25 protein-coding genes and 2 riboswitches are annotated in these 26,678 nt (G+C 73.8%); of the genes, 14 read left to right on the top strand and 11 right to left on the bottom strand.

Going from position 1 to position 26,678, the window contains the following annotated elements:
* Positions 1 to 60: 60 nt before the first annotated feature.
* From LOK46_RS08350 to LOK46_RS08335, 4 genes are all read right to left on the bottom strand, one after another.
* Positions 61 to 1,992 carry a sensor histidine kinase gene (locus tag LOK46_RS08350; RefSeq protein WP_273563338.1) on the bottom strand — a complete coding sequence of 644 codons (1,932 nt, stop codon included), beginning with the start codon at positions 1,990 to 1,992 and terminating at the stop codon, positions 61 to 63.
* A 191-nt stretch (positions 1,993 to 2,183) separates the two neighbouring features.
* Entirely contained in the window at positions 2,184 to 3,050 is an 867-nt protein-coding gene (locus LOK46_RS08345) for an alpha/beta hydrolase (protein ID WP_273563337.1), read from the bottom strand.
* A gap of 67 nt (positions 3,051 to 3,117) precedes the next feature.
* Positions 3,118 to 3,465, bottom strand: a complete 348-nt coding sequence (locus LOK46_RS08340) for a hypothetical protein (protein WP_273563336.1) — start codon at positions 3,463 to 3,465, stop codon at positions 3,118 to 3,120.
* 35 nt (positions 3,466 to 3,500) lie between these two features.
* Positions 3,501 to 4,007 (bottom strand): hypothetical protein, encoded by a 507-nt coding sequence (locus tag LOK46_RS08335; RefSeq protein ID WP_273563335.1) that lies wholly within the window; start codon positions 4,005 to 4,007, stop codon positions 3,501 to 3,503.
* Between the two features lie 12 nt (positions 4,008 to 4,019).
* Here LOK46_RS08335 and argE point away from each other — a divergent pair, with 12 nt between their 5' ends.
* Positions 4,020 to 5,252, top strand: coding sequence for an acetylornithine deacetylase (argE, locus tag LOK46_RS08330; RefSeq protein WP_273564563.1), 1,233 nt, complete (start codon positions 4,020 to 4,022; stop codon positions 5,250 to 5,252).
* Positions 5,253 to 5,315: 63 nt separating this feature from the next.
* Here the strand turns inward: argE and LOK46_RS08325 are convergent, their stop codons facing one another.
* A complete protein-coding gene (locus LOK46_RS08325; RefSeq protein ID WP_273563334.1) occupies positions 5,316 to 6,113 on the bottom strand; it encodes a glycosyltransferase family 2 protein in 798 nt (265 codons plus the stop codon).
* A 479-nt stretch (positions 6,114 to 6,592) separates the two neighbouring features.
* Here LOK46_RS08325 and LOK46_RS08320 point away from each other — a divergent pair, with 479 nt between their 5' ends.
* Entirely contained in the window at positions 6,593 to 7,066 is a 474-nt protein-coding gene (locus LOK46_RS08320) for a DoxX family membrane protein (RefSeq protein ID WP_273563333.1), read from the top strand.
* Between the two features lie 23 nt (positions 7,067 to 7,089).
* Here LOK46_RS08320 and LOK46_RS08315 read toward each other — a convergent pair whose 3' ends face one another.
* The 3 genes from LOK46_RS08315 to LOK46_RS08305 form a co-directional block, all read right to left on the bottom strand.
* Positions 7,090 to 7,695, bottom strand: a complete 606-nt coding sequence (locus tag LOK46_RS08315; RefSeq protein ID WP_273563332.1) for a glutathione S-transferase — start codon at positions 7,693 to 7,695, stop codon at positions 7,090 to 7,092.
* 96 nt (positions 7,696 to 7,791) lie between these two features.
* Entirely contained in the window at positions 7,792 to 8,043 is a 252-nt protein-coding gene (locus tag LOK46_RS08310) for a hypothetical protein (protein WP_273563331.1), read from the bottom strand.
* Between the two features lie 190 nt (positions 8,044 to 8,233).
* A complete protein-coding gene (locus LOK46_RS08305; RefSeq protein WP_273563330.1) occupies positions 8,234 to 8,569 on the bottom strand; it encodes a hypothetical protein in 336 nt (111 codons plus the stop codon).
* Positions 8,570 to 8,720: 151 nt separating this feature from the next.
* Positions 8,721 to 8,823, top strand: a riboswitch (glycine riboswitch).
* Between the two features lie 3 nt (positions 8,824 to 8,826).
* Positions 8,827 to 8,937: riboswitch (glycine riboswitch) on the top strand.
* A 67-nt stretch (positions 8,938 to 9,004) separates the two neighbouring features.
* Here LOK46_RS08305 and LOK46_RS08300 point away from each other — a divergent pair.
* The 6 genes from LOK46_RS08300 (at position 9,005) to LOK46_RS08275 (ending at position 16,354) form a co-directional block, all read left to right on the top strand.
* Positions 9,005 to 10,279: a D-amino acid dehydrogenase gene (locus tag LOK46_RS08300; protein WP_273563329.1), complete on the top strand. Its 1,275-nt coding sequence runs from the start codon at positions 9,005 to 9,007 to the stop codon at positions 10,277 to 10,279.
* A gap of 154 nt (positions 10,280 to 10,433) precedes the next feature.
* Positions 10,434 to 11,573 carry a threonine synthase gene (locus LOK46_RS08295; RefSeq protein WP_273563328.1) on the top strand — a complete coding sequence of 380 codons (1,140 nt, stop codon included), beginning with the start codon at positions 10,434 to 10,436 and terminating at the stop codon, positions 11,571 to 11,573.
* 46 nt (positions 11,574 to 11,619) lie between these two features.
* Positions 11,620 to 12,741 carry a DSD1 family PLP-dependent enzyme gene (locus LOK46_RS08290; RefSeq protein ID WP_273563327.1) on the top strand — a complete coding sequence of 374 codons (1,122 nt, stop codon included), beginning with the start codon at positions 11,620 to 11,622 and terminating at the stop codon, positions 12,739 to 12,741.
* A gap of 124 nt (positions 12,742 to 12,865) precedes the next feature.
* Positions 12,866 to 13,804 (top strand): ornithine cyclodeaminase family protein, encoded by a 939-nt coding sequence (locus LOK46_RS08285; protein WP_273563326.1) that lies wholly within the window; start codon positions 12,866 to 12,868, stop codon positions 13,802 to 13,804.
* Between the two features lie 42 nt (positions 13,805 to 13,846).
* A complete protein-coding gene (gene cobF / locus LOK46_RS08280; RefSeq protein WP_273563325.1) occupies positions 13,847 to 14,635 on the top strand; it encodes a precorrin-6A synthase (deacetylating) in 789 nt (262 codons plus the stop codon).
* A gap of 9 nt (positions 14,636 to 14,644) precedes the next feature.
* The gene (locus LOK46_RS08275) at positions 14,645 to 16,354 is read left to right on the top strand and encodes a DEAD/DEAH box helicase (protein ID WP_273563324.1); all 1,710 of its coding nucleotides are present in this window, start codon (positions 14,645 to 14,647) and stop codon (positions 16,352 to 16,354) included.
* Between the two features lie 849 nt (positions 16,355 to 17,203).
* On the opposite strand, the gene LOK46_RS08270 is transcribed toward LOK46_RS08275, so the two are convergent.
* The 3 genes from LOK46_RS08270 to LOK46_RS08260 all read right to left on the bottom strand — a co-directional run bounded on the left by LOK46_RS08270 (position 17,204) and on the right by LOK46_RS08260 (position 20,748).
* Positions 17,204 to 18,148: an alpha/beta hydrolase gene (locus LOK46_RS08270; protein ID WP_273563323.1), complete on the bottom strand. Its 945-nt coding sequence runs from the start codon at positions 18,146 to 18,148 to the stop codon at positions 17,204 to 17,206.
* 79 nt (positions 18,149 to 18,227) lie between these two features.
* Complete coding sequence (locus tag LOK46_RS08265) at positions 18,228 to 19,361, bottom strand: hypothetical protein (RefSeq protein ID WP_273563322.1); 1,134 nt, start codon at positions 19,359 to 19,361, stop codon at positions 18,228 to 18,230.
* A gap of 94 nt (positions 19,362 to 19,455) precedes the next feature.
* The gene (locus tag LOK46_RS08260; RefSeq protein WP_273563321.1) at positions 19,456 to 20,748 is read right to left on the bottom strand and encodes a sensor histidine kinase; all 1,293 of its coding nucleotides are present in this window, start codon (positions 20,746 to 20,748) and stop codon (positions 19,456 to 19,458) included.
* A gap of 172 nt (positions 20,749 to 20,920) precedes the next feature.
* Here LOK46_RS08260 and LOK46_RS08255 point away from each other — a divergent pair, with 172 nt between their 5' ends.
* The 6 genes from LOK46_RS08255 (at position 20,921) to LOK46_RS08230 (ending at position 26,647) form a co-directional block, all read left to right on the top strand.
* Complete coding sequence (locus LOK46_RS08255) at positions 20,921 to 21,184, top strand: hypothetical protein (RefSeq protein ID WP_273563320.1); 264 nt, start codon at positions 20,921 to 20,923, stop codon at positions 21,182 to 21,184.
* Positions 21,185 to 21,275: 91 nt separating this feature from the next.
* Complete coding sequence (locus tag LOK46_RS08250; protein WP_273563319.1) at positions 21,276 to 21,506, top strand: DUF2945 domain-containing protein; 231 nt, start codon at positions 21,276 to 21,278, stop codon at positions 21,504 to 21,506.
* Between the two features lie 116 nt (positions 21,507 to 21,622).
* The gene (locus tag LOK46_RS08245; RefSeq protein WP_210035279.1) at positions 21,623 to 22,117 is read left to right on the top strand and encodes a (2Fe-2S)-binding protein; all 495 of its coding nucleotides are present in this window, start codon (positions 21,623 to 21,625) and stop codon (positions 22,115 to 22,117) included.
* Positions 22,114 to 23,157: an FAD binding domain-containing protein gene (locus LOK46_RS08240; protein WP_273563318.1), complete on the top strand. Its 1,044-nt coding sequence runs from the start codon at positions 22,114 to 22,116 to the stop codon at positions 23,155 to 23,157. Before LOK46_RS08245 ends, LOK46_RS08240 begins: the two co-directional genes overlap by 4 nt.
* A 172-nt stretch (positions 23,158 to 23,329) precedes the next feature.
* On the top strand, positions 23,330 to 25,594 hold the full coding sequence (locus LOK46_RS08235; RefSeq protein ID WP_273563317.1) for a xanthine dehydrogenase family protein molybdopterin-binding subunit: 2,265 nt from the start codon (positions 23,330 to 23,332) through the stop codon (positions 25,592 to 25,594).
* Positions 25,595 to 25,711: 117 nt separating this feature from the next.
* Positions 25,712 to 26,647 (top strand): dihydrodipicolinate synthase family protein, encoded by a 936-nt coding sequence (locus LOK46_RS08230; protein ID WP_273563316.1) that lies wholly within the window; start codon positions 25,712 to 25,714, stop codon positions 26,645 to 26,647.
* The last annotated feature ends 31 nt before the right edge of the window (positions 26,648 to 26,678 follow it).

Genomic DNA, 26,678 nt, shown 5'->3' with positions numbered 1-26,678 from the left:
GAGAGGTGCGCGCGATGTCGGGTTGAGGCCGGGACGACGGTCGTTCGGGCCGGCGCGGGATCAGGCCCGTCCGGCGTTCGGACGCGGCGCGGCGGCGCGGCCGGCGGCGGGCAGGGGATTGGCCGCCGCGTAGACGAGGCCGCCGGCCTCGTAGGTGAGGCTGGCGGTCCTGCCCCCGGCGAGGCCCCGCTCGAGCAGGCGGGTGCCGAACCCCTTCCGCGACGGGGACACGACCGGCGGGCCGCCGCACTCGCGCCAGGTCAGCCGCAGGGTCTCGGTGTCCGGACCGGCCTCCACCGTCCAGGCCAGCGCGGCCCGCCCGCCCGGAACCGACAGGGCGCCGTGCTTGACCGCGTTGGTGCACAATTCGTGCAGGATCATCGTGAGCGCGAGCGCGCCCTCGGGCGGCAGCCGCAGGTCGGGGCCGTCCAGGGTGATGCGCGGAGTGTTCAAACCCGAAGTGTCCCGGTCCGAAGCCTCCCGACCGGAGCAATCCCGGCTCGACGGATCGCCGCCCGCGGGTTCTGGACCCAGGAAGGGCCGCACCGCCTGGGCGGCGATGCCGCGCAGATCCGCGCTCGCCCAGCTCTCGCGGGTCAGGATGTCGTGGGCGCGCGACAGGGCGAGGAGCCGCGCCTCGAAGGCGTCGCGCCCGGCCTCCGCGCCGGCGCCGAGATTCTTCAGGCTCTGTGCCGCCATCGCCTGAACGGTGGCGAGGGTATTCTTCACCCGGTGATTGAGTTCATCGATCAGCAGCCGGTGAGTCTCCGCGCGCCGGGCCCGCTCGTCCGCGGCCGCCGCCAGGGCGTCGGCGATCGTCGCGCCCTCGCGCACGAAGGAGCGGGGCAGCGGCGGCAGGGGCTGATCGCGGCCCAGCGTCTCGGCCGCGGCCGCGAGATCCAGCAGGGGGCGGGCGATCAGGCCGGCCAGCAGCCACGCGAGCAGCGCCGCCGCGAGCGCCACCGCGCTGCCCGTCGCCAGGATGCCCCCGCGCAGGGCCGCCACCGAGGCCAGGGCCCGGTCGGCCGTCTGCCGCACCACCACCTGCCAGCCGAGGCCCGGATAGTCGCGGTGGCCGGCCGTGGACGCGCGGGCGCTGAGATACGCGGCGCCGTCCGGCCAGGGGCCGACCCGGCTCGTGCCCTCCGGATCGAGGGGCCGGCCGCCCGCCAGGACCGACCGGGGCAGGGGGGCGCCCTGCAGGGCGGGCGGACCGAGGAGCACGGTGCCGTCGCGGGACAGGATCAGGATCTCGGCACCCTGGCGGTGGCCCCGGAGGGCGCCCTCGAGGACGCGGGCCATGTCGCGCGCCCAGGTCCAGTCGAGATGGGCGGCCAGCACCCCGAGGACGCGGCCGTCCGGCGCCCGGACCGGGGCCGCGACGTCGAGGAGCCGCAGGGGCTCGCGCGCCGCCGCGCGCGCGGCGGCCTCGTCCGGGGGCATCAGCGCCTCGAGGAGCTTGGCCGGGTGCACGTCGCCCACGTAGGGGCCGGCGCGGCCGCCGCGGAAGTAGTCGCGGCCGGAGACGTCCGCCCCCTCCAGGGCGCCGGTGCTGGTCACGGAGAAGCGCCCGCCGGCGTCGATCAGCCCGATGATCGAGTAGGCCGGGTAGGTCGCCTGGAGCCGCTCCATCACGGCGCGCTTGGCGGCCGTCCCGGCCGCGGGATCGCGCAGACTGTCGGAGGCGGCGGAGATCTGGATGTCGCGCCAGCGCTCGAACATCCCGATATCGAGACCCCGGGCCATCTGCCCGGCGATCTCGGCCAGCTGGCCGCCGACCTCCGCCTCGAGCCGTCGGGTCGCCTCCCGGCTCACCAGGGCGGCGAGCGCCAGGGTCGTCAGGAAGCCGAGCGTGCCGAAACCCAGGGCCAGCACGACGCGCAGCCGCGGCGCGCGCCGTCCGCCACGCCATCCGCCGCGGCTGGCGGCCCGGTCCGCGGGGCCGGCGCAGGGCGTCGCCGCGGGGGTGTCCGATCGCGCGACCGCTTGCATCCGATCTCCCTGGGATCGGCCGGCTCCCGGTGGAGGGAGATCGTGCCCGCGATCCCGTCACAGCACGGGCGGCAAGCCTCAGCAAGACGGAAACGGGCCTCGGCGATGCAGAATTTCTATCGGGAGTTGCAAATCTGCACGCGGTCGTCCCCCGCGTCGTCCAGGGTCCGGCCGGGATGCTGGCCGGGGCCTCAGCCCTCGAGCAGGGCGTGGGCCGCCCGGACCAGGATCCCGCCGGGCCGGCGCAGGGCGTCGAGCACCGAGAAGTGCTCGGCCCCCGGGACCGGCAGCAGGGATCCCGGGGCGTGGGCCGCCGCCCGCAGGGCGTGCAGGTTGCGGGCGTCGTGGATCAGCGCCGGCAACTCGCGGGAGCCGTAGGCGATGCAGAGCGGCTTCGCCACCGCCGGGAGGCGCAGGGGCGACAGGGTCTCGATCTCGCCGTCGGTGAGGCTCAGCTTGGCGTCCAGGTAGGTCTGGCGGATCGGCGCGAGGTCGTAGACGCCGGAGATCGCCAGGCCCGCCGCCACCGCCGGATGGCCGAGCTGCATCGCGGTGAGCAGCCCGCCCGCCGACCAGCCCGACAGGACCAGGGGACCGCGGATCCCGCGCGCGGCCCCGTGGGCGGCCAGCCAGTCGAGGGCCGCGCCGATCTCCGCCACGATCCGGGCGAGGCTCGCCTCCGGCGCCAGGGTGTAGCCGACCATCGCCACCGACCAGCCGGCGGCGTTCGTGCCCTGCGCGAAGCAGGCGAACAGCTCCCGGGCGCCCCGCTGCCAGTAGCCGCCGTGGACGAAGACCAGGCAGGGCGCCGCCGCGTCCCGCGCCGGGTAGAGGTCGAGGGCGTTACGGGCGCCGGGGCCGTAGGGCACGTCGAGGCCGGCCGGATGCGCGGCCCGGTAGGCGGCCGAGGCCGCGTCCCGGGCCGCGACCTGGGCGGCGCTGTCGGCGACCGCGCGGGTGTTGTCGTAGCAGGCGTCCCGCGCCTCCTGCGCGAGCGTGTCCCAGCGGCGGCGCGGATCCGCGGGGGTCGGATCGTCCAGGCGGAACTCCAGCACCATCGTGTCCGTCTCGGGCCGCTGCTTTCGCCCGCACCATGGCAGGCGGCCGGGCCCGGGTCGAGGCGGTTCAGAAGCCGGGCGCGGCGCCCGGGACGGTGCCGCCGTAGCCCCAGCCCGTGAGCGGCGGCGCCGCGACCCGCTCGCGCGTCGCCGGGGCGAGCATCCGGGCGAGGGGCCGGGCGAGGGGCCGGGGCCGCTGCCAGACCCGCCAGCGCGGCCGGTCGCGCGCCGCCATGCGGGCGAGGGTCAGGTCCGTGTCTGAGGCCGCGCGGTGATGCGGCCGCCCGGCGTGGGGACCGGCCTGCCGGCGGGCCTCGGCCGGGGCGGCCAGCAGCAGGGCCGTCGGCAGCAGGAGCGTCGGCGGGAGGAGCGTCAGCAGGAGGGCGGCGAGCATCGGGGCGGGACCGGCACGCATGGTCGGGGCTCCGGGACGAGCGGCCCGATGGGGGCTCACCGGCGGCTACGCCCGAGCGCCGCCCCGGTTCCGGGGCGCCGCCGGTCAAGCCGGTCAAGCCGGTCAAGCCGGTCAAGCCGGTCAAGCCGGTCAAGCCGGTCAAGCCGGTCAAGCCGGTCAAGCCGGTCAAGCCGGTCAAGCCGGTCAAGCCGGTCAAGCCGGTCAAGCCGGTCAAGCCGGTCAAGCCGGTCAAGCCGGTCAAGCCGGTCAAGCCGGTCAAGCCGGTCAAGCCGGTCAAGCCGGTCAAGCCGGTCAAGCCGGTCAAGCCGGTCAAGCCGGTCAAGCCGGTCAAGCCGGTCAAGCCGGTCAAGCCGGTCAAGCCGGTCAAGCCGGTCAAGCCGGTCAAGCCGGTCAAGCCGGTCAATGCCCGGGCATTGCCCGGGATCCCCGGAGCGCCGAAAACCCCGTAGGACTCGGCGCGCCGCCGATATCGATTCGCGCGGGTCGGCGCGCCAGCCGCGTCCCAGCCACGTCCTACCCAAACCCAGCCACGACCCAGCCACGCCATGGGACCCATGACAGAGCCCGCACAGACCGTCACGCCGCGGCCCGGCACGCCCGATCCGGCGGCGCTGCTCGCCACGCTCGTCGCCTTCGACACGGTGAGCGCCCGCTCGAACCTGCCGCTGATCGACTGGGCGGAGGCCTATTGCCGCGGCCACGGCGCCGCGGTGGAGCGGGTGCCGGATCCGACGGGCCGGAAGGCGGCGCTGCTGGTCAGCGCCGGACCGTCCGAGACCCGCCCCGGCTACGTGCTCTCCGGCCACAGCGACGTGGTGCCGACCGACGGCCAGCCCTGGTCGTCGGACCCGTTCGCCCTGCGGGAGGAGGACGGGCGGCTCTACGGGCGCGGCACCTCCGACATGAAGGGGTTCCTCGCGGTCTGCCTCGCGCTCCTGCCCGAGATGGTCGCGGCGGAGCTCGCCACCCCGATCCACCTCGCGATCTCGTACGACGAGGAGGTCGGGTGCCTCGGCGTGCGCCCGCTGATCGCCCGGATGCTCGAGCGGGTGCCGCGGCCGCTCGGCTGCTTCGTGGGCGAGCCGACCGGGATGGACGTGGTGGTCGGCCACAAGGGCAAATCGGCCGCCCGCCTCACCTTCCGCGGCAAGGCCAGCCACTCGGCCCTGGCGCCCCAGGGGGTCAACGCGGTGGAATACGCCGCCCGCTTCATCGAGCACGTCCGCCTGTCGGCGGAGGCCATCGCCCGGGACGGGGCCCGCGACCCGCTCTACGACGTGCCCCACACCACCGGCCTGTCGAGCGTGGTCCGGGGCGGATCGGCGCTCAACATCGTGCCCGACAGCTGCAGCGTCGAGTTCGAGTACCGGGCGATCGGCGCGGACGATGCCGCGGCGCTGGCGGCGTCCGCGATCGCCTACGCCACCGGGACGCTGGCGCCGCTGATGCGGGCCGGCGATCCGGCCTGCGGCGTCGCGGTCGAGCCGCTGATCGACTATCCGGGCCTCGACACCGATCCGGAGGCGGAGATCGTGACCCTGGCCAAGCGCCTCGCGGGCCGCAACGGCCACGCCAAGGTCTCGTACGGCACGGAGGGCGGGCTGTTCGAGCGGCTCGGCGGCGTGCCGGCCGTGGTGATCGGGCCGGGCTCGATCGCGCGCGCCCACCGGGCGGACGAGTACGTCACCCGGGACGAGCTCGAGGCCTGCGCGGGCTTCGTGCGGCGGCTGATCGGCGCCTGCGCGACCGGCCCCGCGTCGGCGGCCCAGGAGCCGCTCCGAGGCTGAACCGGCCTCCGCGCCGGTCGAGCGCGCCGCCGGTCCGCGGAGCGTCCGCCGCGCGGCGCGATCTCACCAGGGGATGCGGCCGAAGCGGTCGACCAGCCGCCGGTACTCGGCCTCGCTCTCGGCTCGCGACGTCCCGCCCTGGCCGACATCCGAGCTACCGGAGCCCGGATGCACGAGGCGGCACACCAGCGGCAGGACGAAGCCGTGGCGCGCGAGGGATACGCTGGGGCCGCCGAGCTGGAGGACGTTGGCGAGCCACGGACGGACCAGGACCGCGTCCTGCAGCGTGACCGGCGCCGTCGCCTCGACGAGGTGGGCGCGGCGCAGGCCGGTCTCGGCGAGGCGGCCGAGCCACTCGTTGTCGTAGTGCCACTTCGAGGCCGGGCTGATCGCGCCGACCCGCGCGAAGGTGGTCCGCCGCATCAGCCAGCCCGACGGCGTCGCGAAGTCGTTGATCCGGACCACCTCGCCGGCCTCGTCCACCTCGAGCTGGGTCGAGGAGACGAAATCGACGCTGTCCAGGGCGCGGACGGCGACGCCCAGATAGGGCGGCAGCCAGCGGTCGTCGTCCTCGAGGAAGCCGACGAGGTCCCAGCTGTCGTCGACGGCGCGGATCGCGGCGTTCAGCGCGGGGATCTGGCCCCTGTGCTCGCCGCGCGCGAAGGTGATCTGCGGGTGCGCGGCGAGCCGCGCCGGGATCTCGATCCCGGGGTCGGTCCCGACGAAGAAGTGGATCGTCGCCGGCCGGTCGAGCTCCTGGGCGTTGGCGCTCTCGACCGCGTGTTCCAGGAAGTACTGGCCGGTCTTCCCGACCAGGGTCGAGGGCTTGAGCCGCGACGGTGTGATGATCGCGATTCGCATGGTCAAGGCTCGACACTCTCACGGACACTGATCGGAGCGTGTTTCCCTCGGCCAGCGCCTTGGCAATCGTCGCCGCGGGTCGAACGGGGGGAACGTCGAGAGATCGAGCAGTGAACGGAGCTTGCCTGTCAATATCTTGGCGAATGACCGGAGTCGTTTCTGAATAATGATCGTGAAATAGCCGAGATGTCGTATGGGTCGGGATCAATCTTCTATTGGAAGATCGGTACGAATTTCCAGACCTATCCGGCGCTCCGCCACTTGCGCGAAGCGGCTTGAACCATTGTTGCCGCGATGCCACGCTCGATCCAGGAAGCGCGGCATTCCGGGCGGCACCGCCCATCCGGGGCTCGCGGCACCGGCGCGTGGCCAAGGAAACCTTTGCGCCGCTCGCGGCTTGGATCAGCGCCTTGTTTCAGCGCCCTGTTTCAGCGCCTCGAATCGGCGGACCGGGCGGGTTGAGGGAGACCGTTCAGCGCATGGCCAGCCTCAGCGTCGCGATCGCGTTCGGCGTCCGCCTGCTCCTCGTGCTGCTGTTCCTGCCGTTCAGCGCCCTCGACAAGATCCTGAACTTCAGGGGTGCGGTCGGGCAGGCGCGGCAGGCCGTGCACGCCACCGCGCCCGCGGTGGTGCTGATCCTGATCGGGCTCTGCGTCGAGATCGGGATGTCGCTGTGCATCCTGACCGGGACCGCCGACCGGGCGGCCGCCTTCGTGCTCGCCGGCTATTGCGGGGTGACGGCGCTGCTGTGGAAGCAGTTCTGGGCGCAGGGGGATTTCTGGGCCGGGGGCAAGGGCCGCGAGCTGTTCTGGGACTTCCTGAAGAACTTCGCGCTGGCGGGCGGCTTCCTGCTCATCACCTTCGGCACCGGCGCCGGGACGGTCCAGGACTTCCTCGCCGATCCGCTCGGATCGAGCCACCCCTACGCGATCGCCGACCGGGCCCGGCCGTAGCGGGGCCCGGCGCGGCGGGGCCCTCAGCCCTTCGGCACGGTGGCTTCCATGGACGGGCGGCGCTCGAACTCCGCGTACCAGGCGGCGACCGCCGGGCGGCCCTCCCGCCACGCGAGATCGGGGAAGCGCAGGTCCAGGTAGCCGAGGGCGCAGCCCAGCGCGACCGTGCCGATATCCAGCGCCGGCATCCCGCCGACCAGGCTCTCGAACCGGTCCAGCGCCGCGCGGATCTTGCCGACCTGACCGGCCTCCCAGGCGTCCCAGCGCCGGGGCTCGGGCCGCAGCGCCCGCTCGTAGCGGGTGAGCAGCGCCGCATCGAGCAGGCCGTCGGCGAGCGCCTGCCGGGTCAGCGCGTCCCAGCGGGCGGCGCCCTCGGGGAACAGGCGCGGCCCGGTCGAGAGGCCGTCGAGATACTCGCAGATCACCCGGCTGTCGTAGAGGGCGGTGCCGTCCTCCAGCACCAGGGCGGGGATCTTGCCCAGCGGGTTGTGGGCGGCGACCTCCGCGGAGGGGCCGGTCGGCGAGGCCCCCGCGGCGGTGACGGTGATCCGGTCGATCAGTCCCGTCTCGTGGGCGAGGACCAGCACCTTGCGGGCATAGGGAGAGGCGGGGGAGTAGAGGAGCTTCATCGGACCGTCCCGGTTGGTCTCAGGCGCCGTGATCGCGGCGCCGGGACCTTGCACCGATGCCGCGAGGAATCCAGTCCCCGGCGCCCCGCCCGAGGCTCAGACCTTCCGGGTCATCCTGGAGCCGGCATGGACCACCCGGCTCCGGCTCGGGCTCGGGCGACGCGCCCGCATCCGCGCGCGCCAGACGAGGATGGCGCTCGCCACCCGATCGAGGACGAGCATGCACAGGCTGCCGACGATGGCGAGCACGCAGGCGGCCCCGATCAGGACACCCCAGATCCCGGGGGCCGGGATGATCATCAGGCACAGGAGACCGAAGACGGCCGCGCCAGGAATCCACTTCGCCATCGCGCCGTCCGCCTGAACTGGAAAGGTGTCGCTCGGGCACAACCTGCACCGAGACCCTTAAGAGGGTTGGTTCGACTGACGTGTAGGCGGACAACTTTATCTTTAGAAGATGCAGATCCGCTGGTTTAGGTTTATGTGCGGTAAATACGGCTGCGAATATGGGCTGTCATTGCTGTCCCGAGACCGGATCCTAATCCACCGGCGACAAGGTCCGTCCGGCGCTGACCAGATGGTAGAAGCGGCCGTCGAACATCTGCATCACCGCCTCGGTGGCGGCGTGCGATTCCGGGCGGATCGACGAGGCGAGGCAGGCGTCCAGGGCCGCCTGGTCGGGGAAGTCCATCTCCAGGATCATGGCGATCGGCCGCGCGTCGTCGTCCTTGGAGACGAGGCGCTGGACCCGCACGGCGGTGACGCCCGGGAAGCGCCGCCAGAACGGCTCCAGCTCGTCCCGAACCCGGCGGAAGAATTCCTCCTCGTGGCCGTCGCGCACCGTGCCCTCGTAGATCGCGGTCCTCGTCAGCATCGGTCGCTCCCTGAAATCCTCCGTCAACCGACGGCGGCCGGGATCGCTCCCGGCGGTGACAACCGGGATCGGCTGTCGGCGAAATCCGTCCCGGCCGGGACGGGCGGGCTTCTCCCCGGCGGCCGACCGGCGTATCCGATGAGCAGCCCATCGCGACGATGCGGGAGAGACCGGGATCTTCCCAGCAGAGGGGACCCGGCGCCGACGGAGCAACCGCCCCGGAAACTCTCAGGCACCGGAACCGTGTCGTCAGGGCGATCTGGAGAGTGGTGCAGCGGGGGGAACCCGTGGGCACCCGCCGAAGGGGACGTCCGTGCTTCGCCTCGCCAGGGCGGGGCCGGATCAAGCTCTCAGGCATCGGGACAGATGGGGCGCGCAACCGGCCGACCGCACAGGGCGGCCTTCCCGCGTCCCGACGTCTCGGAGTCCCAAACCATGACCCACATCGCCGTGATCGGCGCCGGCATCACCGGCGTGACGACCGCCTACGCGCTCGCCCAGCGCGGCTACCACGTCACCGTCCTCGACCGGCAGCGCTACGCCGCCATGGAGACCTCCTTCGCCAATGGTGGCCAGCTCTCGGCCTGCAACGCCGAGGTCTGGAACAAGCTCTCCACGGTGATGCAGGGCCTGCGCTGGATGATGCGCCGGGACGCGCCGCTGCTGATGAATCCCAAGCCCTCCTGGCACAAGCTGTCGTGGATGGCCGCGTTCGTCCGGGAGATCGCCCATTACCGCGCCAACACCGTGGAGACGGTGCGGCTGGCCCTGAAGGCCCGGGAGGCCCTGTTCGCCATGGCCGAGGCCGAGGGGATCGACTTCGACCTGAAGGCCCGCGGCATCCTGCACTTCTACCGGGACCGGGCGAGCTTCGAGAAGGCCACCGCCGTCAACGCCCTGCTGCGGGAGGGCGGCCTGGAGCGCTACGCCGTGACCCCGGAGGAGATCCGGGCGATCGAGCCGACGCTGGCCGGGCACTATCACGGCGGCTTCTTCACGCCCTCGGACGCCACGGGCGACATCCACAAATTCACCCGGGGCCTCGCGGCCGCCTGCGCCCGCAAGGGTGTCCGCTTCGTCCAGGACGCCAGCGTCGAGACGATCGCGCCGGGGGAGGGGGGCTACGCCGTCGGCTGGCGGCAGGCGGGCCATCCGGCTGACCGCCCTGCCGAGCCCCCGCAGATCCTGCGGGCCGACGCGGTGGTGATCTGCGCGGGCTGCGCCAGCCGGCACTTCGCGGCGCTGCTCGGGGACCGGGTCAACGTCTACCCGGTGAAGGGCTACTCGATCACCGTGAACCTGCTGACGCCGGAGGCGCAGGCGGCGGCGCCGGAGGTGAGCATCCTCGACGAGGCGGCCAAGATCGTCACCAGCCGGCTCGGCGACGAGCGCCTGCGGGTCGCCGGCACCGCCGAGTTCAACGGCTTCAACCGCGACATCCGCCACGACCGGATCCAGCCGCTGGTCGACTGGACCCGGGAGCAGTTCCCGCGCGTCGACACCGACCGGGTGGTGGCGTGGAGCGGCCTGCGGCCGATGCTGCCGACCATGCTGCCCAAGGTCGGCCGCGGCCGCCGGCCCGGGGTCTTCTACAACACCGGGCACGGCCATCTCGGCTGGACCCTCTCGGGCGCCACCGCCGAGCTCGTCGCCGAGTCGATCGCCGCCGAGCACGCGCCGGAGCGGACCGTTCTGCCGCTCGCCGCCTGACCCGGGTTCCCGAAGGGCCCAAGGCCCTTCGGCGGTTGTCAGGGCGGGGCCCTGACGCGCAGCGCGGCGCGCCGTCCCATCCCCGAACTGGGGGGCGCGCCGTCGCAGATTATTTTGTATTCTCTTTCCGAACCACCCCGGAACCCGAGCCGCGATGCCCTCGTCTCCCGCCTATCTCGACCCCGCGACCGGGGCGACCTACCCGATCGAGACGCCGCGCTGGCGCTCCGAGACGGGCGGTCCACTGATGATCACCGACCTGCCGGGGATCGGGCGGGCGGAGATCGACACGGGCCAGCGCTCCCTCTGGCGCTACGCCGCCGCCCTGCCGGTGGCGGTGGCCGACCCGGTCTCGCTGGGCGAGGGCTGCACCCCGCTGGTGCGCCGACCCTGGCGGGGCGGCCACGCCCATTTCAAGCTCGAGTGGTTCGCGCCTTCGGGCAGCTTCAAGGACCGGGGCGCGTCCGTGATGCTGTCGGTCCTGCGCCAGCAGGGGATCGACGCGGTGCTGGAGGATTCCTCCGGGAACGGCGGCGCCGCGGTGGCGACCTACGCGGCCGCCGCCGGGATGCGGGCGAAGATCCTGGTCCCGGCCTCGACCTCGCCGGCCAAGACCGTCCAGATGCGGGCCGCCGGCGCCGCGGTCGAGCTGATCCCCGGCACCCGCCAGGACACGGCCGACGCCGCCGTGCGGCAGGCGGAGGAGATCTTCTACGCCAGCCACAACTGGCAGGCCCATTTCCTCCAGGGCACCAAGACGCTCGCCTACGAGCTGTGGGAGGATCTGGGGTTCACCGCGCCCGACGCCGTGATCATCCCGTGCGGGGCCGGCAGCAACATCCTCGGCTGCGATATCGGCTTCTCGGAGCTGCTGCGCCGGGGGGCGATCACGCGCCTGCCGCGGCTCTACGCGGTCCAGCCGGCCCACTGCGCGCCCCTGCACGCGGGTTTCGAGGCCGGCGCCGCGGATTTCGTGCCGGTCACCCCGCGCCCGACGCTGGCCGAGGGCGCCTCGATCGCCCAGCCGGTCCGCGGCCGGGAGGTGCTGGCGGCGCTCCGCCGGTCCGGCGGCGGCACCGTGGCGGTCTCCGAGGATGCCATCGAGGCGGCCCTGATGGAGCTCGCCCGCTCGGGCCTCTACGTCGAGCCGACCTGCGCCATGGCGGCGGCCGCGCTCACCGATCTCCACGCGCGCGGCGCGATCCGGCCCGATGAGACCACCGTGGTGGTGCTCACCGGTACCGGCATCAAGGCGACGCCGCGCATCGCCGAGCTTCTGGGCCTCGCCCCGTAACCCGGCCCCCCGCCACGAGATCCGCACGCGATCAGGAGGACACACCATGCGCAACAACATCCCCGCCGCCGTCGGGATGCCGGTCGAGGAGGTGGACACCCCCTGCCTGCTGGTCGACCTCGACGCCCTCGAGCGCAACGTCGACAAGCTCGGCCGCTTCATGAAGGAGCACGGCCTGCGCCACCGGGCGCACGCCAAGACCCACAAGTCGTCCGACATCACGGTCCTGCAGATCGAGCGGGGCGGGGCCTGCGGCGTCTGCTGCCAGAAGGTCAGCGAGGCCGAGGCGCTGGTGAGCGCCGGCATCCGCGACGTGCTGGTCTCCAACCAGGTGGTCGCGCCGAAGAAGATCGAGCGCCTCGCGGCGCTCGCCACCCGGGCGCGGGTGCTGGTCTGCGTCGACGACCTCGGCAATGTCGACGACCTCTCGGCGGCGGCGGTCAAGTACGGTGTCACCCTCGAGTGCCTCGTGGAGATCGACGTCGGCGCCGGCCGCTGCGGCGTCGCGCCCGGCGAGCCCGCTCTGGCGATCGCGAAGAAGATCGCGGCGGCGCCGGGCCTCAGCTTCGCCGGCCTGCAGGCCTACCAGGGCAAGGCCCAGCACGTGCGCGACTACGGCGAGCGCCAGGCCCTGATCCAGACGGCGATCGACGAGACGAAGCGCACCGTCGACCTGCTGAAGGGAGCGGGCCTCGACTGCCCCATCGTGGCGGGGGCCGGCACCGGCAGCTTCGCCATGGAGGGCGGCAGCGGCGTCTACAACGAGCTGCAGTGCGGCTCCTACGTCTTCATGGACGCGGACTACCAGCGGGTGAAGGACGCGGACGGGCGGCCGATCGCGGAGTTCGAGAACAGCCTGTTCATCTACACGGCGATCATGAGCAAGGCGAAGGCGGACGTCGCGATCTGCGATGCCGGCCTGAAGGCGCAGAGCATCGACAGCGGCCTGCCGGTGGTCTTCGGCCGGGACGACGTGGAGTACATCAAGTGCTCGGACGAGCACGGGGTGATCAGCGATCCCGGCAACGTGCTGACGCTCAACGAGCGCCTGAAGCTGATCCCCGGCCATTGCGACCCGACGGTTAACGTCTACGACTGGTACGTGGGCGTGCGGGACGGCCGCGTCGAGGCGATCTGGCCGGTCACCGCCCGCGGCATGACCCTGTAGGGGATTCCGAAGGGCCGAGGCCCTTCGGCGGGGTGTCGGGGCGCCGCCCCGGCATCGGGCTCTGCCCTGCACCCGCGAAAGGTCTCGACCTTTTGAAACCATGACTTGGGAGGTCCCTGAATCCATGCGCTTCATCTCTGAGGAGGAATCCGCCGCCCTGGTCGATCACGCCATGGCGTTCGACGCGGCTCGCGAGGCGCTGATCGCCGCGGTGGCGGCGGGCACCACCCTGTTCCCGGCGGTGCTCGGCCACGGCTCGGAGCCGACCAACCGGTTCTCGATCAAGTCGGGCTCCACGGCCGACTATGCCGGCCTGAAGGTCGGCTCGTTCTGGCCCGGCAACCCGGACCGGGGCCTGCCGCGGCACAATTCGGTGATCCTGCTGTTCGACCAGGCTGTCGGCCGGGTCGACACGGTGATCGAGGCGGGCCGCGTCAACGCCTACCGGACCGCCGCCGCCGACGCGGTGGCGGCGAGCGTCCTGGCGCGGCCGGATTCCGCGGTGCTGGCGGTGTTCGGGGCCGGCAACCAGGCCGAGTTCGAGTGCGCGGCGCTCGCCCGGGTCCTGCCGATCCGGACGGTGCTGGTCGTCGCACGGGACGCCGCCAAGGTCGCGGGCTTCGCCGAGCGCTTGGCGGGGCAGGGGGCGTCCGGGATCGACGTGCGGGCGGCCGCGCCCCGGGAGGCCTGCGAAGCGGCCGACGTGATCGTCACGGCGACGCCGGCCCGCGCGCCGCTGTTCGAGGCCGACTGGGTCCGCCCCGGCACGCACGTCGCCGCCATGGGCGCGGACGCGAAGGGCAAGCAGGAGCTGCCCCCCGCCCTGCTGGAGCGGGCGGGCCTGTTCTGCGACCTGCCGGAGCAGTCGCGCACCATCGGCGAGTTCCAGCACGCCTCCGCGCAGGCTCAAGGAGGCCTCACGGCGCTCGGCGACGTGCTGCGGAGCGGGGAGGGGGGCCGCGCGCATCCGGATGCGATCACCGTGTTCGACTCCTCCGGCATCGCCCTGCAGGACCTGACCATCGCCCGGGCGATCCTCGCCAAAGCCGACGCGCGCTTGTAGGGGAGGCCGGCGCCGGCCCTCCCCGCCCCGGCGGAGGACGGCATGCAGGACAGGCAGATCCGGGTCATCGGCATCGGCACGGGCGATCCCGAGCACCTGACCCTCCAGGCGGTGCGGGCGCTCGCCGACGTCGACGCGGTGTTCGTCCTCGACAAGCGCGCCGAGACCGCCGACCTCGTCGAGATCCGCCGCCGGATCTGCGCGGCCCACATCCGAAAACCCCACCGGGTCGTCACGGTCGAGGACCCGCCCCGGGAGCGCCGCCCGGCCGATTACGGGCGCACCGTCGAGGCCTGGCACGCGGCCCGGGCCGAGCGGCTGGAGGCGGCCTTCGCGGCCCATCTCGGGGCCGGGGAGGTGGGGGCGATCCTGGCCTGGGGGGACCCGGCCCTCTACGACAGCGTCCTGCGCATCCTCGACCACATCCTGGCCCGCGGGCGCGTGCCGTTCCGGCGGCTCGTCGTGCCCGGGCTGTCCAGCGTGCAGGTCCTCGCCGCCCGCCACGGCGTGCCGCTGAACGGCATCGGCGGATCGGTGCTGATCACCACCGGCCGCCGCCTCGCCGCGGGGTGGCCGGCGGAGGCGGAGAGCGTCGTGGTGATGCTCGACGGCGACCCGACCTTCGCGCATCTCGACCCGGACCTGACGATCCACTGGGGTGCCTATCTCGGCAGCCCGGACGAGATCCTGGTCTCCGGCCGGCTGGGCGACGCGGGCGACGAGATCCGCCGGGTCCGCGCCGAGGCCCGGGCCCGGCACGGCTGGATCATGGACATCTACCTGCTGCGCCGTGACCGCGCCGCCACGGACAGGGCCGGCGCGGCCGGCTAGACCGCCGCCATGCTGCGCCTGCGGGACTACCAGCGCGCCAGCCTCGACGCGCTCTCGGCCGCCTGGGCGCGGGGAGGGGCGGACGACGCGGCGCCCGGCCACCTGATCGTGCTGCCCACCGGCGCCGGCAAGGCGCTCGTGATCGCGGCCCTCTCCCGGGAGACCCTGGAAGAGAACCCCCTCGCCCGGGTGGCGATCGTCACCCACAGCCGCGAGCTGGTCGCCCAGAATTTCTCCGAGCTGACCCGGTCCTGGCCGGGGGCGCCGGCCGGGGTCTTCTCGGCCGGGCTCGGGCGGCGGGAGGCCGGGGCGCAGGTGCTGGTCTGCGGCATCCAGTCGGTGGCCGACCGGCTCGACGCGGTCGGCCCGCGCGACCTCGTGATCGTCGACGAGGCCCACCTGATCCCCCGCGCCGCCGACACCCGCTACGGCCGCTTCCTGGCGGGCCTGCGGGCGCGGACGCCCGGGCTGCGGGTGGCGGGCTTCACCGCGACGCCCTACCGCCTCGATTCGGGCCGCCTCGACGAAGGCGAGCACCGGCTCTTCTCCGGCATCGCCTACGAGGCCGACACGTTCACGCTGATCCGGCGCGGCTTCCTGGCGCCCCTCGTCTCCAAGGCGACGCTCACCCAGCTCGACGTCTCGGGCGTCGGCCGGCGCGGGGGCGACTACATCCCGGGCGAGCTGGAGGCGGCGGTCAACCGCGACTGGATCACCCGGGCAGCGGTCGCGGAGCTCGCGGAGTACGGGCGCGCCCGCCGGGCCTGGCTCGCCTTCTGCGCCGGCCTCGCCCACGCGGACGCCGTGCGCGACGCGGTGCGGGCGGAGGGGTATTCCTGCGAGAGCGTCTCGGGCGAGACACCCCGCCGGGAGCGCGACCGGATCGTGGCGGCGTTTCGCGCGGGGACAATCCGCTGCCTGACCTCGGTCGGCGTGCTCGGCACCGGCTTCAACGTGCCCGAAGTCGATCTGGTGGCGCTGCTGCGCCCGACCCGCAGCACCGGGCTCTACGTGCAGCAGGTCGGCCGCGCGCTGCGCTGCGCGCCCGGCAAGGCCGACGCGCTGATCCTGGACTATGCCGGTCTGGTGCGGATGCACGGGCCCGTGGACGCCGTCACGGTCCGGAGCGCCACCCAGGGATTGGGCGGGGCAGGGGCCTCGCGCGCGAAGCCCTGCCCCGGCTGCGGCGCCCTGATCGCGCTGAACGCCTCCACCTGCGAGGCGTGCTGGACCGAGCCGGAGGTGGACGAGGACCCCGAGGCGCCGCACGAGGCCGCCGCCGACGACGAGCTGGCGATCCTCTCGGCGGACCCCGGGCTGCCCGGGCCCGAGCCGGCGGGCCCTGCCCCGGCGGCGGAGACCGGCTGGCAGGAGGCCGCCTGGCATCCGGTCACGGCCCTGAATCTGGAGGCCGCGCCGGACGGGCTCGACCTCGTGCTCGGCTGGCGGGACGGCCCCGCCGAGGCGGCGTGGCGCGTCCGCCTGCGGCCCGAGCGCAGCGGCTACGAGCGGGAGAAGGCGGTGTCCTGGTGGCGCGGTCTCGGCGGTGGCCGGGACGCGCCGATGAGCGCCGCGGAATTCCTGGAGCGCGCCGCGCTCCTGGCCCGGCCGGCTTCAATCCGGATCCGGCCCGGCCGACAGTCGGAGCATATCGACTGTCGGACGCGGGACGGCCGGATCCTCGGCGACGTGCGCCGCCTGGCCGGGCGCGCCGCGTGAGGCCGCGTGAGGCCGCGTGAGGCCGCGTGAGGCCGCGTGAGGCCGCGTGAGGCCGCGCGGGCGGCGCGAGCCGCGGGGAGGGGGCTCGGACCGCCCTCGCCCGATCCGGAAGCCGCTGAGCCGGACGGGACCCGACGCCGAGGCCGCACCGCCCGGATCCGGACGCGGCGCGATCCATCCAGACTGTCAGCCTTCGACCCGACCGGCACGCTGCCCCTCGCCCCGTCCGACTCCCCCATTAAGTTCCATAATATATCTTATGCGAACAATGGGCAGGGGCTCGTAGGGTCGGGTTGCGGGGTCGGATTGCCCGGTGTCTGGGCGTCGCGGCCTGAAGGCCGCTGATCGGGTGAGAGGTCGAGGCCCTAGGGTTGGAAGGCCGCGCGCCGCCGGGCACGTTGAGCTCCGACCCGGGCCGCAGCGCGCGCGTCGTCGCGCGCGGCGAGGGCGCGGTGACGAAGTGGCCGAGGGGTGCCGAAGTCCGACGCTCCCGGGCAGGGCGGTCGGGCCACGGGGGGCCGGAGGCCCCTCCCCGCGGCGGATGGACCGGGACGACGCCCAGCCGATCGCCGCGGCGCTGCCCTCGGCTCGCTCAGCATCGCTCAGCGTCTCTCGACGTCTCTCGGCGTCCCTCGCGGTGGCGGCGGGAGCGGCGGTCCGGCTCTCCGGTCGTGACCGCCCACGAACCCGGCGGCGGCGATCTCCGACGTGCCCGGCGCGGTGCTGTCCGCGCGGGCGAGGGCCGCTGCGCGCCGACCCGGGCTCACCGGTCCCCCTGCCCTGCCTGACGGCTCCCGAGCCGGATGGCCGACCCGACAGGGCCGCCGCGGGCCGGCAGTGCGCGCGGCGTCAGCGCATCACCGACACGCTGGTCAGCCAGAGCCGGCAGAGTCTCGGCCAGAGGGCGACCGGCGCCTCCGACCGGCCGATCCCGAAACCGTGGCCGCCGACCGCGAAGCGGTGGTACTCGACCGGCACGCCCGCCGCGCGGCAGGCCGCGTCCAGGATGCGGCTGTGCTCCGGGCTGATGACCGCGTCGTCGTCCGCCTGCACGAGGAACAGCGTCGGGCAGCCGGACCCGATATGGGTCTGGAGCGACCAGTCCCGGCTCGCCTCCGGGCTCGGGGCCTCGCCGACGAGGGAGCGCCGGGTGGTCGTGCGGTCGTAGGGCGGCTCCAGGCTCACCACGGGGTAGATCAGCGTCGCGAAGTCGGGCCGCGCCGACAGGTCGTCGGCCGCGTCGACGGGGGCGTAGGCCCGGAACGCGGAGCGCGCGGCGATCAGGCCGCCGAGGTGCCCGCCCGCGGAGAAGCCGAGCACGCCGACGCGGGCCGGGTCGATCCGGAAGCGCGCGGCCTCGGCGCGGATCAGGCGCAGGGCCCTCTGCCCGTCCTGAAGCGGCGCCAGGGGGCCCGCCGCCCAGCCCTCGCCGGGCAGGCGGTAGGTGAGCACGAAGGCCGTGATGCCCTGCGCGGCGAGCCAGAGCGCGGCGGGGAGCGCCTCCTTGACCATCCCGATCCGGGCGTAGCCGCCACCGCCGGCGACGAGGACCGCCACGCCGGTCGGCGTCTCCGGGGCGTACACCTCCAGGACCGGCACGGCGACGTTCCTCACGGCGCCGCTGTCGTCGCGGACCGGCGGACCCTGCGGACCGCCGCCGCCCGGCGGTTCCCCCGGCCAGAGCGGGATCCGCTCCGGCGCCCCGACGGCGTCGGCGCCCCGCGCCGACAGGAAGGCCGACCCCGCGGCCAGGGTGAGGAGCAGAGAGCGGCGGTCGGGCACGAAACCGGGCATGGGCCCCCTCGCGACGGGCGCGGTCCCGTGCGGCCCGGTAGGCAAGACCGCCGTGCCGGATCGGTTCCCGGTCGGGGGTCTAGAGGGCCCGCGGCAGCAGCCGGCCGAGGAGATCCCGGCCCGGGAACCGGACCGGCGGCATCCGCAGCTCCGGCGCCGGCTCGTTCCCCGGAATCGGCCCCTCGGCGAAGCGGGCCCCGGCGGACCAGAACCCGTCCCGCCGCGTGCCGATCATGCCGAGCCCGACGGGCTCCCGCGCCGCGTCGGGGCGCAGCCGTCCCGCCGCCCAGACGCGCTGCCAGCACCGGCGCCGCGACAGGTCGGCATCCCGCCAGCCCAGCCGCGCGTAGCCGGCCGCCGCGAAAACCCGGTCCCCGGCGAAGTCTTCCGGGATCCACACCCAGCTCGAGAACACGTGGACCGTGTCGGCGCGGAAGCCGGCCGGATCCACCGCCCGCGTGTACGCGCTCAGCGCCGTCGCCCGGTGCCGACCGACGTGCCGGCGCAGGCGCCCGGACAGCGTCAGTGCCTCCGGGAAGGCGGCGGCGTCGAGGCGGGTCGGCGCCGCGCCGCGCTCCAGCGCGTAGGCGCTGTCCACGAGGTGCATCCAGGGTTCGAGGTCGACCTCCCAGGCCTGCTCCACCGGCGCGAACCGGCGGACCTGTCCCTCGATCAGCCGGTCGGCGACGCGCCGGGCCGGTTCGGGAACCCAGTCCGGCCCGGCCTCGGTCACGCGGAGCAGCGTCGAGGGCCCGTGCGCCCGGACCGCCTCGGCCAGGCGGGCGAAATCGGCCTCGGGCTCGTCGCGGCCGACCTTGCGCACCAGGATCTTCGCGCCGTCGGCGAGATCGTCCAGCATCTTGCGCTTGAGATGGGCCAGCCGGCCGTATTCCCGCTCCAGCAGCACCTCCGGCTCGATCGAGCCGGCCGGGTGCCCGGTATTCGCCCAGATGTTGTAGGCGACGCTGTGGCAGTAATAGGTGCCGCCGGAACTCACGGAGAGCCGCAGGTCCCCCGGCACGCCGAAATCCGCGAAGCCGCAGCGCAGGCCGCGGATCAGGTCCTCCATCGGCGTGTAGGAGAAGCGCAGCAGGCCGGAGGGCTCGACCCCGCCGTAGCGCTGCACGAACCCGAACTCGCAATTGTCGCCGAGGCTCCGAAAGGCGTGGAGCCGTTCGGCGAGGCGCGCCGCCGTCGTCCTGTTCTCGGTCACTGCATCCGCTCTGTCTCGCCGAGCCCGTCGCGCCCGGATCGCGACGGGGCAGGGCCCTTGTCCAGTCTCCGCCCGGTCGGGGCGCGCGCCACGCTCAGCCGGCCGGCGGCGCCTCGAGGGGCACCTCCGGGGATACGTCCAGGGGCACTTCCAGGAGCACTTCCGGGGGCACTTCCAGGCGGAAGCAGGCGCCCTTCCCCCGGGCCTGGATCGTCAGGCTGCCGCCGAGCTGGCGCGTGAGGCTGCCGACCACCCGCATGCCCAGGCTCTTCGAGCTGCGCCCGATCTCGAACCCCGCCGGCAGGCCGATCCCGTCGTCGGCAACCTCGACCACGAGCCCCTCGGGCCGGCGCTCGGCGCGGACCCGGATCTCGCCGCCCGCCGGATGCGTCTCGGGCGGGTAGGCGTATTTGAGCGCGTTGGTGACGAGTTCGTTGACCAGGAGGCCGATGGGGATCGCCCGGTCGGCCGAGATCCGCTGCGGGCAGGCCGTGCAGGTAAGCCGCTGACCCGGCACGCCGCTGGCGAGGTTGGCCAGCAGCTTCTCCAGGAAGGGCGCGAGGTCGAGCTCGCCCGGCACCCCCTCCCCTTCACCCTCTACCTTGTCACCCTGCCGCCAGAGCTGGTCGTGGACGCCCGCGATCGCCTCGACGCGGCTGCGCGCGTCCGACAGGGCGGCCTGCACGGCGGGCTCCTCGGCGGCCCGCGCCTGCAGGGCGAGGAGGCTCGCCACGATGGCGAGGCTGTTCTTGACCCGGTGGCTCATCTCGCGGGCGAGCAGGTCCTGCCGGGCGAGGGCGGCCCGCAGCAGGCTCTCGGTCCGCTGCCGCTCGATGGCGCCGCCGAGCAGGTTGGCGAAGCCCTGCATGAAGGCGATGTCGGCCTCCGCGAACATGCCCTCGCGGGTGTCGTCCACCTCCAGCACCCCGAAGGCGCCGTCCCGGTTCTCGATCAGCACGTTGATCGCCCGGCGGATGCCGTGCTCGGCCATGAGCTGCGGCGTGCGGAACCGGGTCTCGTCGGCGAGGTGGTTGGAGATCACCGGCCGGCCGGTCTTGAGGGCGAAGCCCGCCGGGGAGGCGAGGTCCGCCCCGATCCGGGCCTTGCCGATCACGTCGGGCCCCCAGCCGACGCCGGCCCGGACCAGCAGGGTGTCGGCGCCGCGCCGATATTCCAGGGCCTTGCAGAACTCGGCGCCCATGCCCTGCGCGCACAGCTCCGCGGCCCGCTGCAGCAGGTGGTCGACATCGGTGCCGCGCAGAGCCTCGACGCCGAACTCCGACAGGATCGCCTGCTGGCGCAGGCGATAGTCGAGATCGGGCGGCGCGGGCGCGCGGCGCGTCTCGGGGCTCGGTTCCACTTCGGTTTGGTCTGTCTGCGGATTCATGGAGGGCCGCAGAGTAGCAGGAAGGCGGCTCCGGCGCGAAGCGTCGCCGCTCGGAGGGGTGGACCCCTCGGTCGCACGTGTCGTCGCACCCCGGCCGCCGCCCGGACCCCCCGGCCCCGTACGGCGTTCGTCCGTCGAGCACGCTTCGAGGAACGCGCGGAGGAACGCACGCATGGCCGACGACCTGAACGGACTCTCCGACAAGGCCCTCTCGATCCTCGCCTTCGCGGCCTATCACCGCCTCGTCAGCGGCGAGACGGTCACCTCGGTGATCCGCCGGGACGGCGCCGGTCACGAGGCCGACCCGGACGGCGTGAAGGAGCTGGAGGGCCGCGGGCTCGTCACCGCCGGCGAGAGCGCCATCAATCTCGGAGAGACCGCGCAGGCGGCGGTCGAGACGATGGTCGCCGCCCTGCGCCGAGAGGTCGGGCGCTGAGTGCGGCATTCCGGCCGTGGATGCCCGGGAACGCGCCCGCCCCCGGGCGCCTTTCCCCGCATCCACGCCCTCATCCACGACGGAGACGCGCATGACCGCCAAGGCGAAGGTGAAGACCGGGGACGACGTCACCTACAAATGGGGCAAGGGCACCGTCTCGGGTGAGGTGACCAAGGTCCACACGCGGGACGTCGAGAAGACCATCAAGGGCAACACGGTGAAGCGCGAGGCCTCGAAGTCCGAGCCCGCCCTCGAGATCGAGACCGCCAAGGGCAAGACGGTGCTGAAATCCGCCTCGGAGGTCCGGGTCAAGTCGGCGTAAGCGCGCAACCCTCGCGTGCCGTGATCTTGCGCACATCGCTTTCCGCTTAAGGTCTCGCCGGGGGCGTGGCGGCGGCTATCTGTAACGGTTCCAGCCTTGGAAGCCGGGACCCCCGCATGACCATTCCCCTCAGGCTCACCCTGAACGGGCAGCCGCGCGAGATCGCCCTCGACGATCCGCGCGTCACCCTCCTCGATCTCCTGCGCGAGCGCCTCGGTCTGACGGGCGCCAAGAAGGGCTGCGACCGCGGCCAGTGCGGCGCCTGCACGGTCTTGGTGGACGGGCGTCGGATCAACAGCTGCCTGACGCTCGCCGCGAGCCTCGACGGCGCCGAGGTGCTGACCATCGAGGGGCTCGCCGAGGGCGACCGGCTGCACCCGGTCCAGGCGGCCTTCATCGCCCATGACGGCTTCCAGTGCGGCTTCTGCACCCCCGGCCAGATCATGAGCGCGGTCGGCCTGATCCGCGAGGGTCATGCCGGCACCGATCCGGAGCGCATCCGCGAGGGCATGAGCGGCAATCTCTGCCGCTGCGGCGCCTACGCGGGCATCCTGGACGCCGTGCAGGACGCGGCCGCCCGGACCTCGGAGCAGCGGGAGGACGCGGCGTGAGGACCTTCGACTACATCCGCCCCGCGAGCGTGCCCGAGGCCGTGGCGGCCGGCCAGCAGCCGGGCACGGCCTATCTCGCCGCCGGCACCAACTTGGTCGACCTGATGAAGGGCGGCGTCGCCACGCCGGAGCGGGTCGTCGACATCACCCGCCTCCCCGGCCTCTCGGCGATCGAGCGGCTGCCGGACGGCACCGCCCGGGTCGGCGCCCTGGTGCGCAACAGCGACCTCGCCCACGACCCGGCCTTCGCCAAGGCCTACCCGATGGTGGCCGAGGCCCTGCTGGCCGGCGCCTCGGCGCAGCTGCGCAACGCCGCCACGGTCGGCGGCAACCTGATGCAGCGCACCCGCTGCCAATACTTTACCGACGCGGTCTCGCCCTGCAACAAGCGCGCGCCCGGCTCCGGCTGCGCGGCGCTCGGGCACGCCACCCGGATCCACGCGGTACAGGGCTGGAGCGAGCACTGCATCGCCACCCACCCGTCCGATTTCTGCGTGCCGCTCGCCGCCCTCGACGCGGTGGTCGAGATCGCCGGGCCGGACGGCGCCCGGGAGGTGCCGCTCACCGCCTTCCACCTCCTCCCCGGCGGCCACCCGGAGCGGGAGACCGACCTGCGGCCCGGCGAGCTGATCACCGCCCTGCGCCTGCCCCCCGAGGCGGCGTCCTTCCGGGGCAACGCCCGCTACCTCAAGGTCCGCGACCGCACCTCCTACGCCTTCGCGGTCGTCTCGGCGGCGGCCGCCCTCACCCTGGAGGCCGACGGCCGGATCGGGCAGGCCCGGCTCGCCCTGGGCGGTCTGGCGCTCAAGCCCTGGCGGGTGGCGGAGGCCGAGGCGGCGCTCGCCGGACAGGCGCCCTCCCCCGAGGCCTACGCGAAGGCCGCCGCCGCGGCGCTGTCCGGCGCCGAGCCCACCGGCGAGGCCAACGCCTTCAAGATCGAGCTCGCCCGCCGGGTGGCGATCCGCGCCCTCGCCCAGGCCGCCGCCGGGACGCCCGCCCGGATCCCGGCGCTCCCCGCCTCCCCGTTCGGCATCGTCTGACACGCCGGTCGATGGCTTGGCACCGCCGTCCCCGCGAGCGGAGCGAAGCATCCCAGTCGGCGCCACGACCTGCGATGTCGCGCTGCCCTGGGTCACTTCGCTCCGCTCGTGACGACGGCGGGAGCCACGTTGACCAGAAGCTCCAACCGGAACCCGTCTTGAGGAGACCCGCATGACCGCGACCTCCACGCCCGCCTCGAACCTCCCCGCCGGCGCGATCCGCCACGGCTCCAGCATCGGCCAGCCGCTGACGCGGCGCGACGGTCCCCTCAAGGTGACGGGCCAGGCCCGCTTCTCCGCCGACAACCTGCCGCCCGGCACGCTCCACGCGGCGCTCTGCATCGCCCGGATCGCGAAGGGCCGCGTCACCGGCCTCGACGTGGCCGCCGCCGAGGCGCATCCCGGCGTCGTGGCGGTGATGACCCCGCAGAACGCCCCGACGCTCGCCAAGGACCCGGACGCCAAGGACGGGCCGTTCACGTTCCGCCTGGACCTCCTGCAGAACGACCGCGTCCGCTACGCCAACCAGCCCATCGCCGTGGTGATCGCCGAGACCCTGGAGGCGGCGACCGAGGGGGCCCGGCTGCTCGCCCCGACCTACGCGGCCGAGACGCCGCGGATCGGGCTCGATTCCGGCGAGGCCTTCACGCCGGATTCGGTCGGCGTCGGCGCGCCGCCCGTCGAGACGGACGGCGACGTCGAGGCCGGGCTCGCGGCCGCGTCGAAGACGATAGCCGCCACCTACGAGACGCCGGCCCAGTACCACAACGCCATGGAGCCGCACGCGGCGGTGGCGAGCTGGGACGGGGACCGACTGACGCTGCACATGCCGACCCAGGCGCTCGCCATGTCGCAGGCCCGGCTCGCCGGGCTCTTCGGCATCGGCCCCGACGACATCCACATCGAGAGCCCCTATCTCGGCGGCGGCTTCGGCTCGAAGGGCGTCCCCGCCGGGCCGCAGGTGCTCGCCTGCATGGCGGCGAAGCTCGTGGGCCGTCCGGTGAAGCTCGTGCCGACCCGCACCCAGATGTACGGCCCGATGGGCCATCGCGGACCGACCCGGCAGACACTCCGGCTCGGCGCCGACGCGTCCGGCAAGCTGACGGCCCTCGACCACCACATCCGCACCGCCTCGTCGAGCTTCGACGACTTCTTCGAGCCGGCGGGCCGGGCGACCAGCACCCTGTACGCGAGCCCGGCCATCGCCATCCGGCACGAGGCCGTGCGCCTCGACACCGGCACGCCGCTGTTCATGCGGGCGCCCGGCGAGGCCACCGGCAGCGTCGCCCTGGAGAGCGCGCTGGACGAGATGGCCCACGAGCTCGGCATGGACCCGCTGGACTTCCGGCTCGCCAACTACGCGGAGGTCGAGCCGATCACCGGCAAGCCGTTCTCCTCGAAGGCCCTGCGGGACTGCTACCGGCGCGGCGCCGAGGCCTTCGGCTGGGCCGGGCGCCCGCTGCAGCCCCGCCAGACCCGCGACCGGGACGGGTTCCTGGTCGGCACCGGCATGGGTACCGCCACCTTCCCGGCGCTGATCTTCGAGGGCATGGCCCGGGCCGAGATCCGCGCCGACGGCACCGGCACGGTGGAGCTCGGGGCGATCGACATGGGCCAGGGATCCTGGACGGCGCTCGCCCAGATCGCCGCCGACGGGCTCGGGATCGGGATGGACGCCCTCACCTTCCGGATGGGCTCCTCCGATCTGCCGAATGCCGGCATCGCGGGCGGCTCGGGCCACACCGCCACGGCGGGCGGCGCGGTCCACGCGGCGGCCGGCGACGTGATCCGGCAGCTCGCGGAACTGGCCACCAACGACCCCGCCTCCCCGCTCTACGGCGCCGGCAATGCCGGCGTGACCGCCGCGGGCGGGCGTCTGACCCGGCGCGACGATCCGGGCCGGAGCGAGTCCTTCACCGACATCCTCCGGCGGGCCGGCCGGTCGAGCATCGAGGGCCAGGGCAAGGCCGGCGCCGATCCGGCGGCGCAGGCCTCCTACGCCATGCACGCCCACGGCGCGGTCTTCGCCGAGGTGAAGGTCGATCCCGATCTCGGCCAGATCCGCGTGAGCCGCCTCGTCGGCGCCTTCGCGGCCGGCCGGGTGATCAACCCGCGGCTGGTCCAGAGCCAGTATTACGGCGGGATGATCTGGGGCCTGTCCTTCGCGCTCCACGAGCGGGCCGAGATGGATCCGCGCACCGGCCGGTTCCTCAACGACAACCTCGCCGAGTACCACGTGCCGGTGAACGCCGATGTGCCCGCCATGGAGGCGATCCTGGTCCACGAGGACGACGCGGTGGTGAACAACCTCGGCGTGAAGGGGGTCGGCGAGATCGGCATCACCGGCACGGTGGGCGCCATCGCCAACGCGGTCTGGCACGCCACCGGCGTGCGGGTCCGTGAGATGCCGATCACCCTCGACAAGCTGCTGGGCTGATCGAGCGGGTCGGGCGCACGGAACCGGTCCCGGGCGCGTCGCGTCGCCCGGGATTTTTTAGTATGGGGCATGCCATCCGGCGGCTGGAGAGGCCGCCGCAGCAGCGCGGAGACCGGCATGCCTCTCACCAGCGACATCGGCGGCGTCGTCCCGATCGCGCCGACGCCGTTCCATCCGGACGGCCGGATCGACGAGGTCTCCCTCGACCGGATGACCGACTTCTTCGGGGCGGCCGGCGTCGACGGCCTGACGATCCTCGGCCAGCTCGGCGAGGCCGGCAAGCTCGACCACGCGGAGGGCCTCGCGGTCGCCAAGCGCGTCCTCGGGCGCACCCGGCTGCCGGTGATCGTCGGCGTCACGGCGCCGGGCTTCGCGGCCATGCGGTCGCTCGCCCGGGAGGTGATGGCGCTGGGCGCGGCCGGCGTGATGATCGCGCCGCCCAACACGCTCCGCACCGACGACCAGGTGGTCGGCTACTTTCGGAACGCCGCCGAGGCCGTGGGCCCGGACGTGCCCTTCGTGCTTCAGGACTATCCCCTCACCTTCTCGGTCCAGATGACCCCCGGCGTGATCCGCCGGATCGTGTCGGAAAACCCCTCCTGCGTGATGCTCAAGCACGAGGACTGGCCGGGGCTGGAGAAGATCTCGACGCTGCGCGGCTTCGAGGCGGACGGCTCGATGCGCCACATCTCGATCCTGGTGGGCAACGGCGGCCTGTTCCTCGACTTCGAGACCGAGCGCGGCGCCGACGGGGCCAATACCGGCTACGCCTTCCCGGAGATGCTGGTCGACGTGGTCCGCCTCGGCCGGGCCGGCGAGCGCGACGCCGCCCACGACCTGTTCGACGCCCACCTCCCCTATCTCCGCTACGAGCAGCAGCAGGGCCCGCTGGGGCTCGCGGTGCGCAAATACGTGTTCATGCGGCGGGGCATCTTCGCCTCGGACGCGCAGCGCAAGCCCTCGCAGGCGCTGACCGCCACCGCGAAGGCCGAGGTCGAGTACCTGCTGGCGCGGCTCGCCCGCACCGACGCGCGGGCGCGGCTCGAAGGTTAGGACGCCCCTGCCCCGGCCGGGCGGCCGGGGC

This window comes from Methylobacterium sp. NMS14P, from assembly GCF_028583545.1.
Lineage (GTDB): Bacteria > Pseudomonadota > Alphaproteobacteria > Rhizobiales > Beijerinckiaceae > Methylobacterium.
This window is presented reverse-complemented; position numbering and strand designations above follow the sequence as displayed.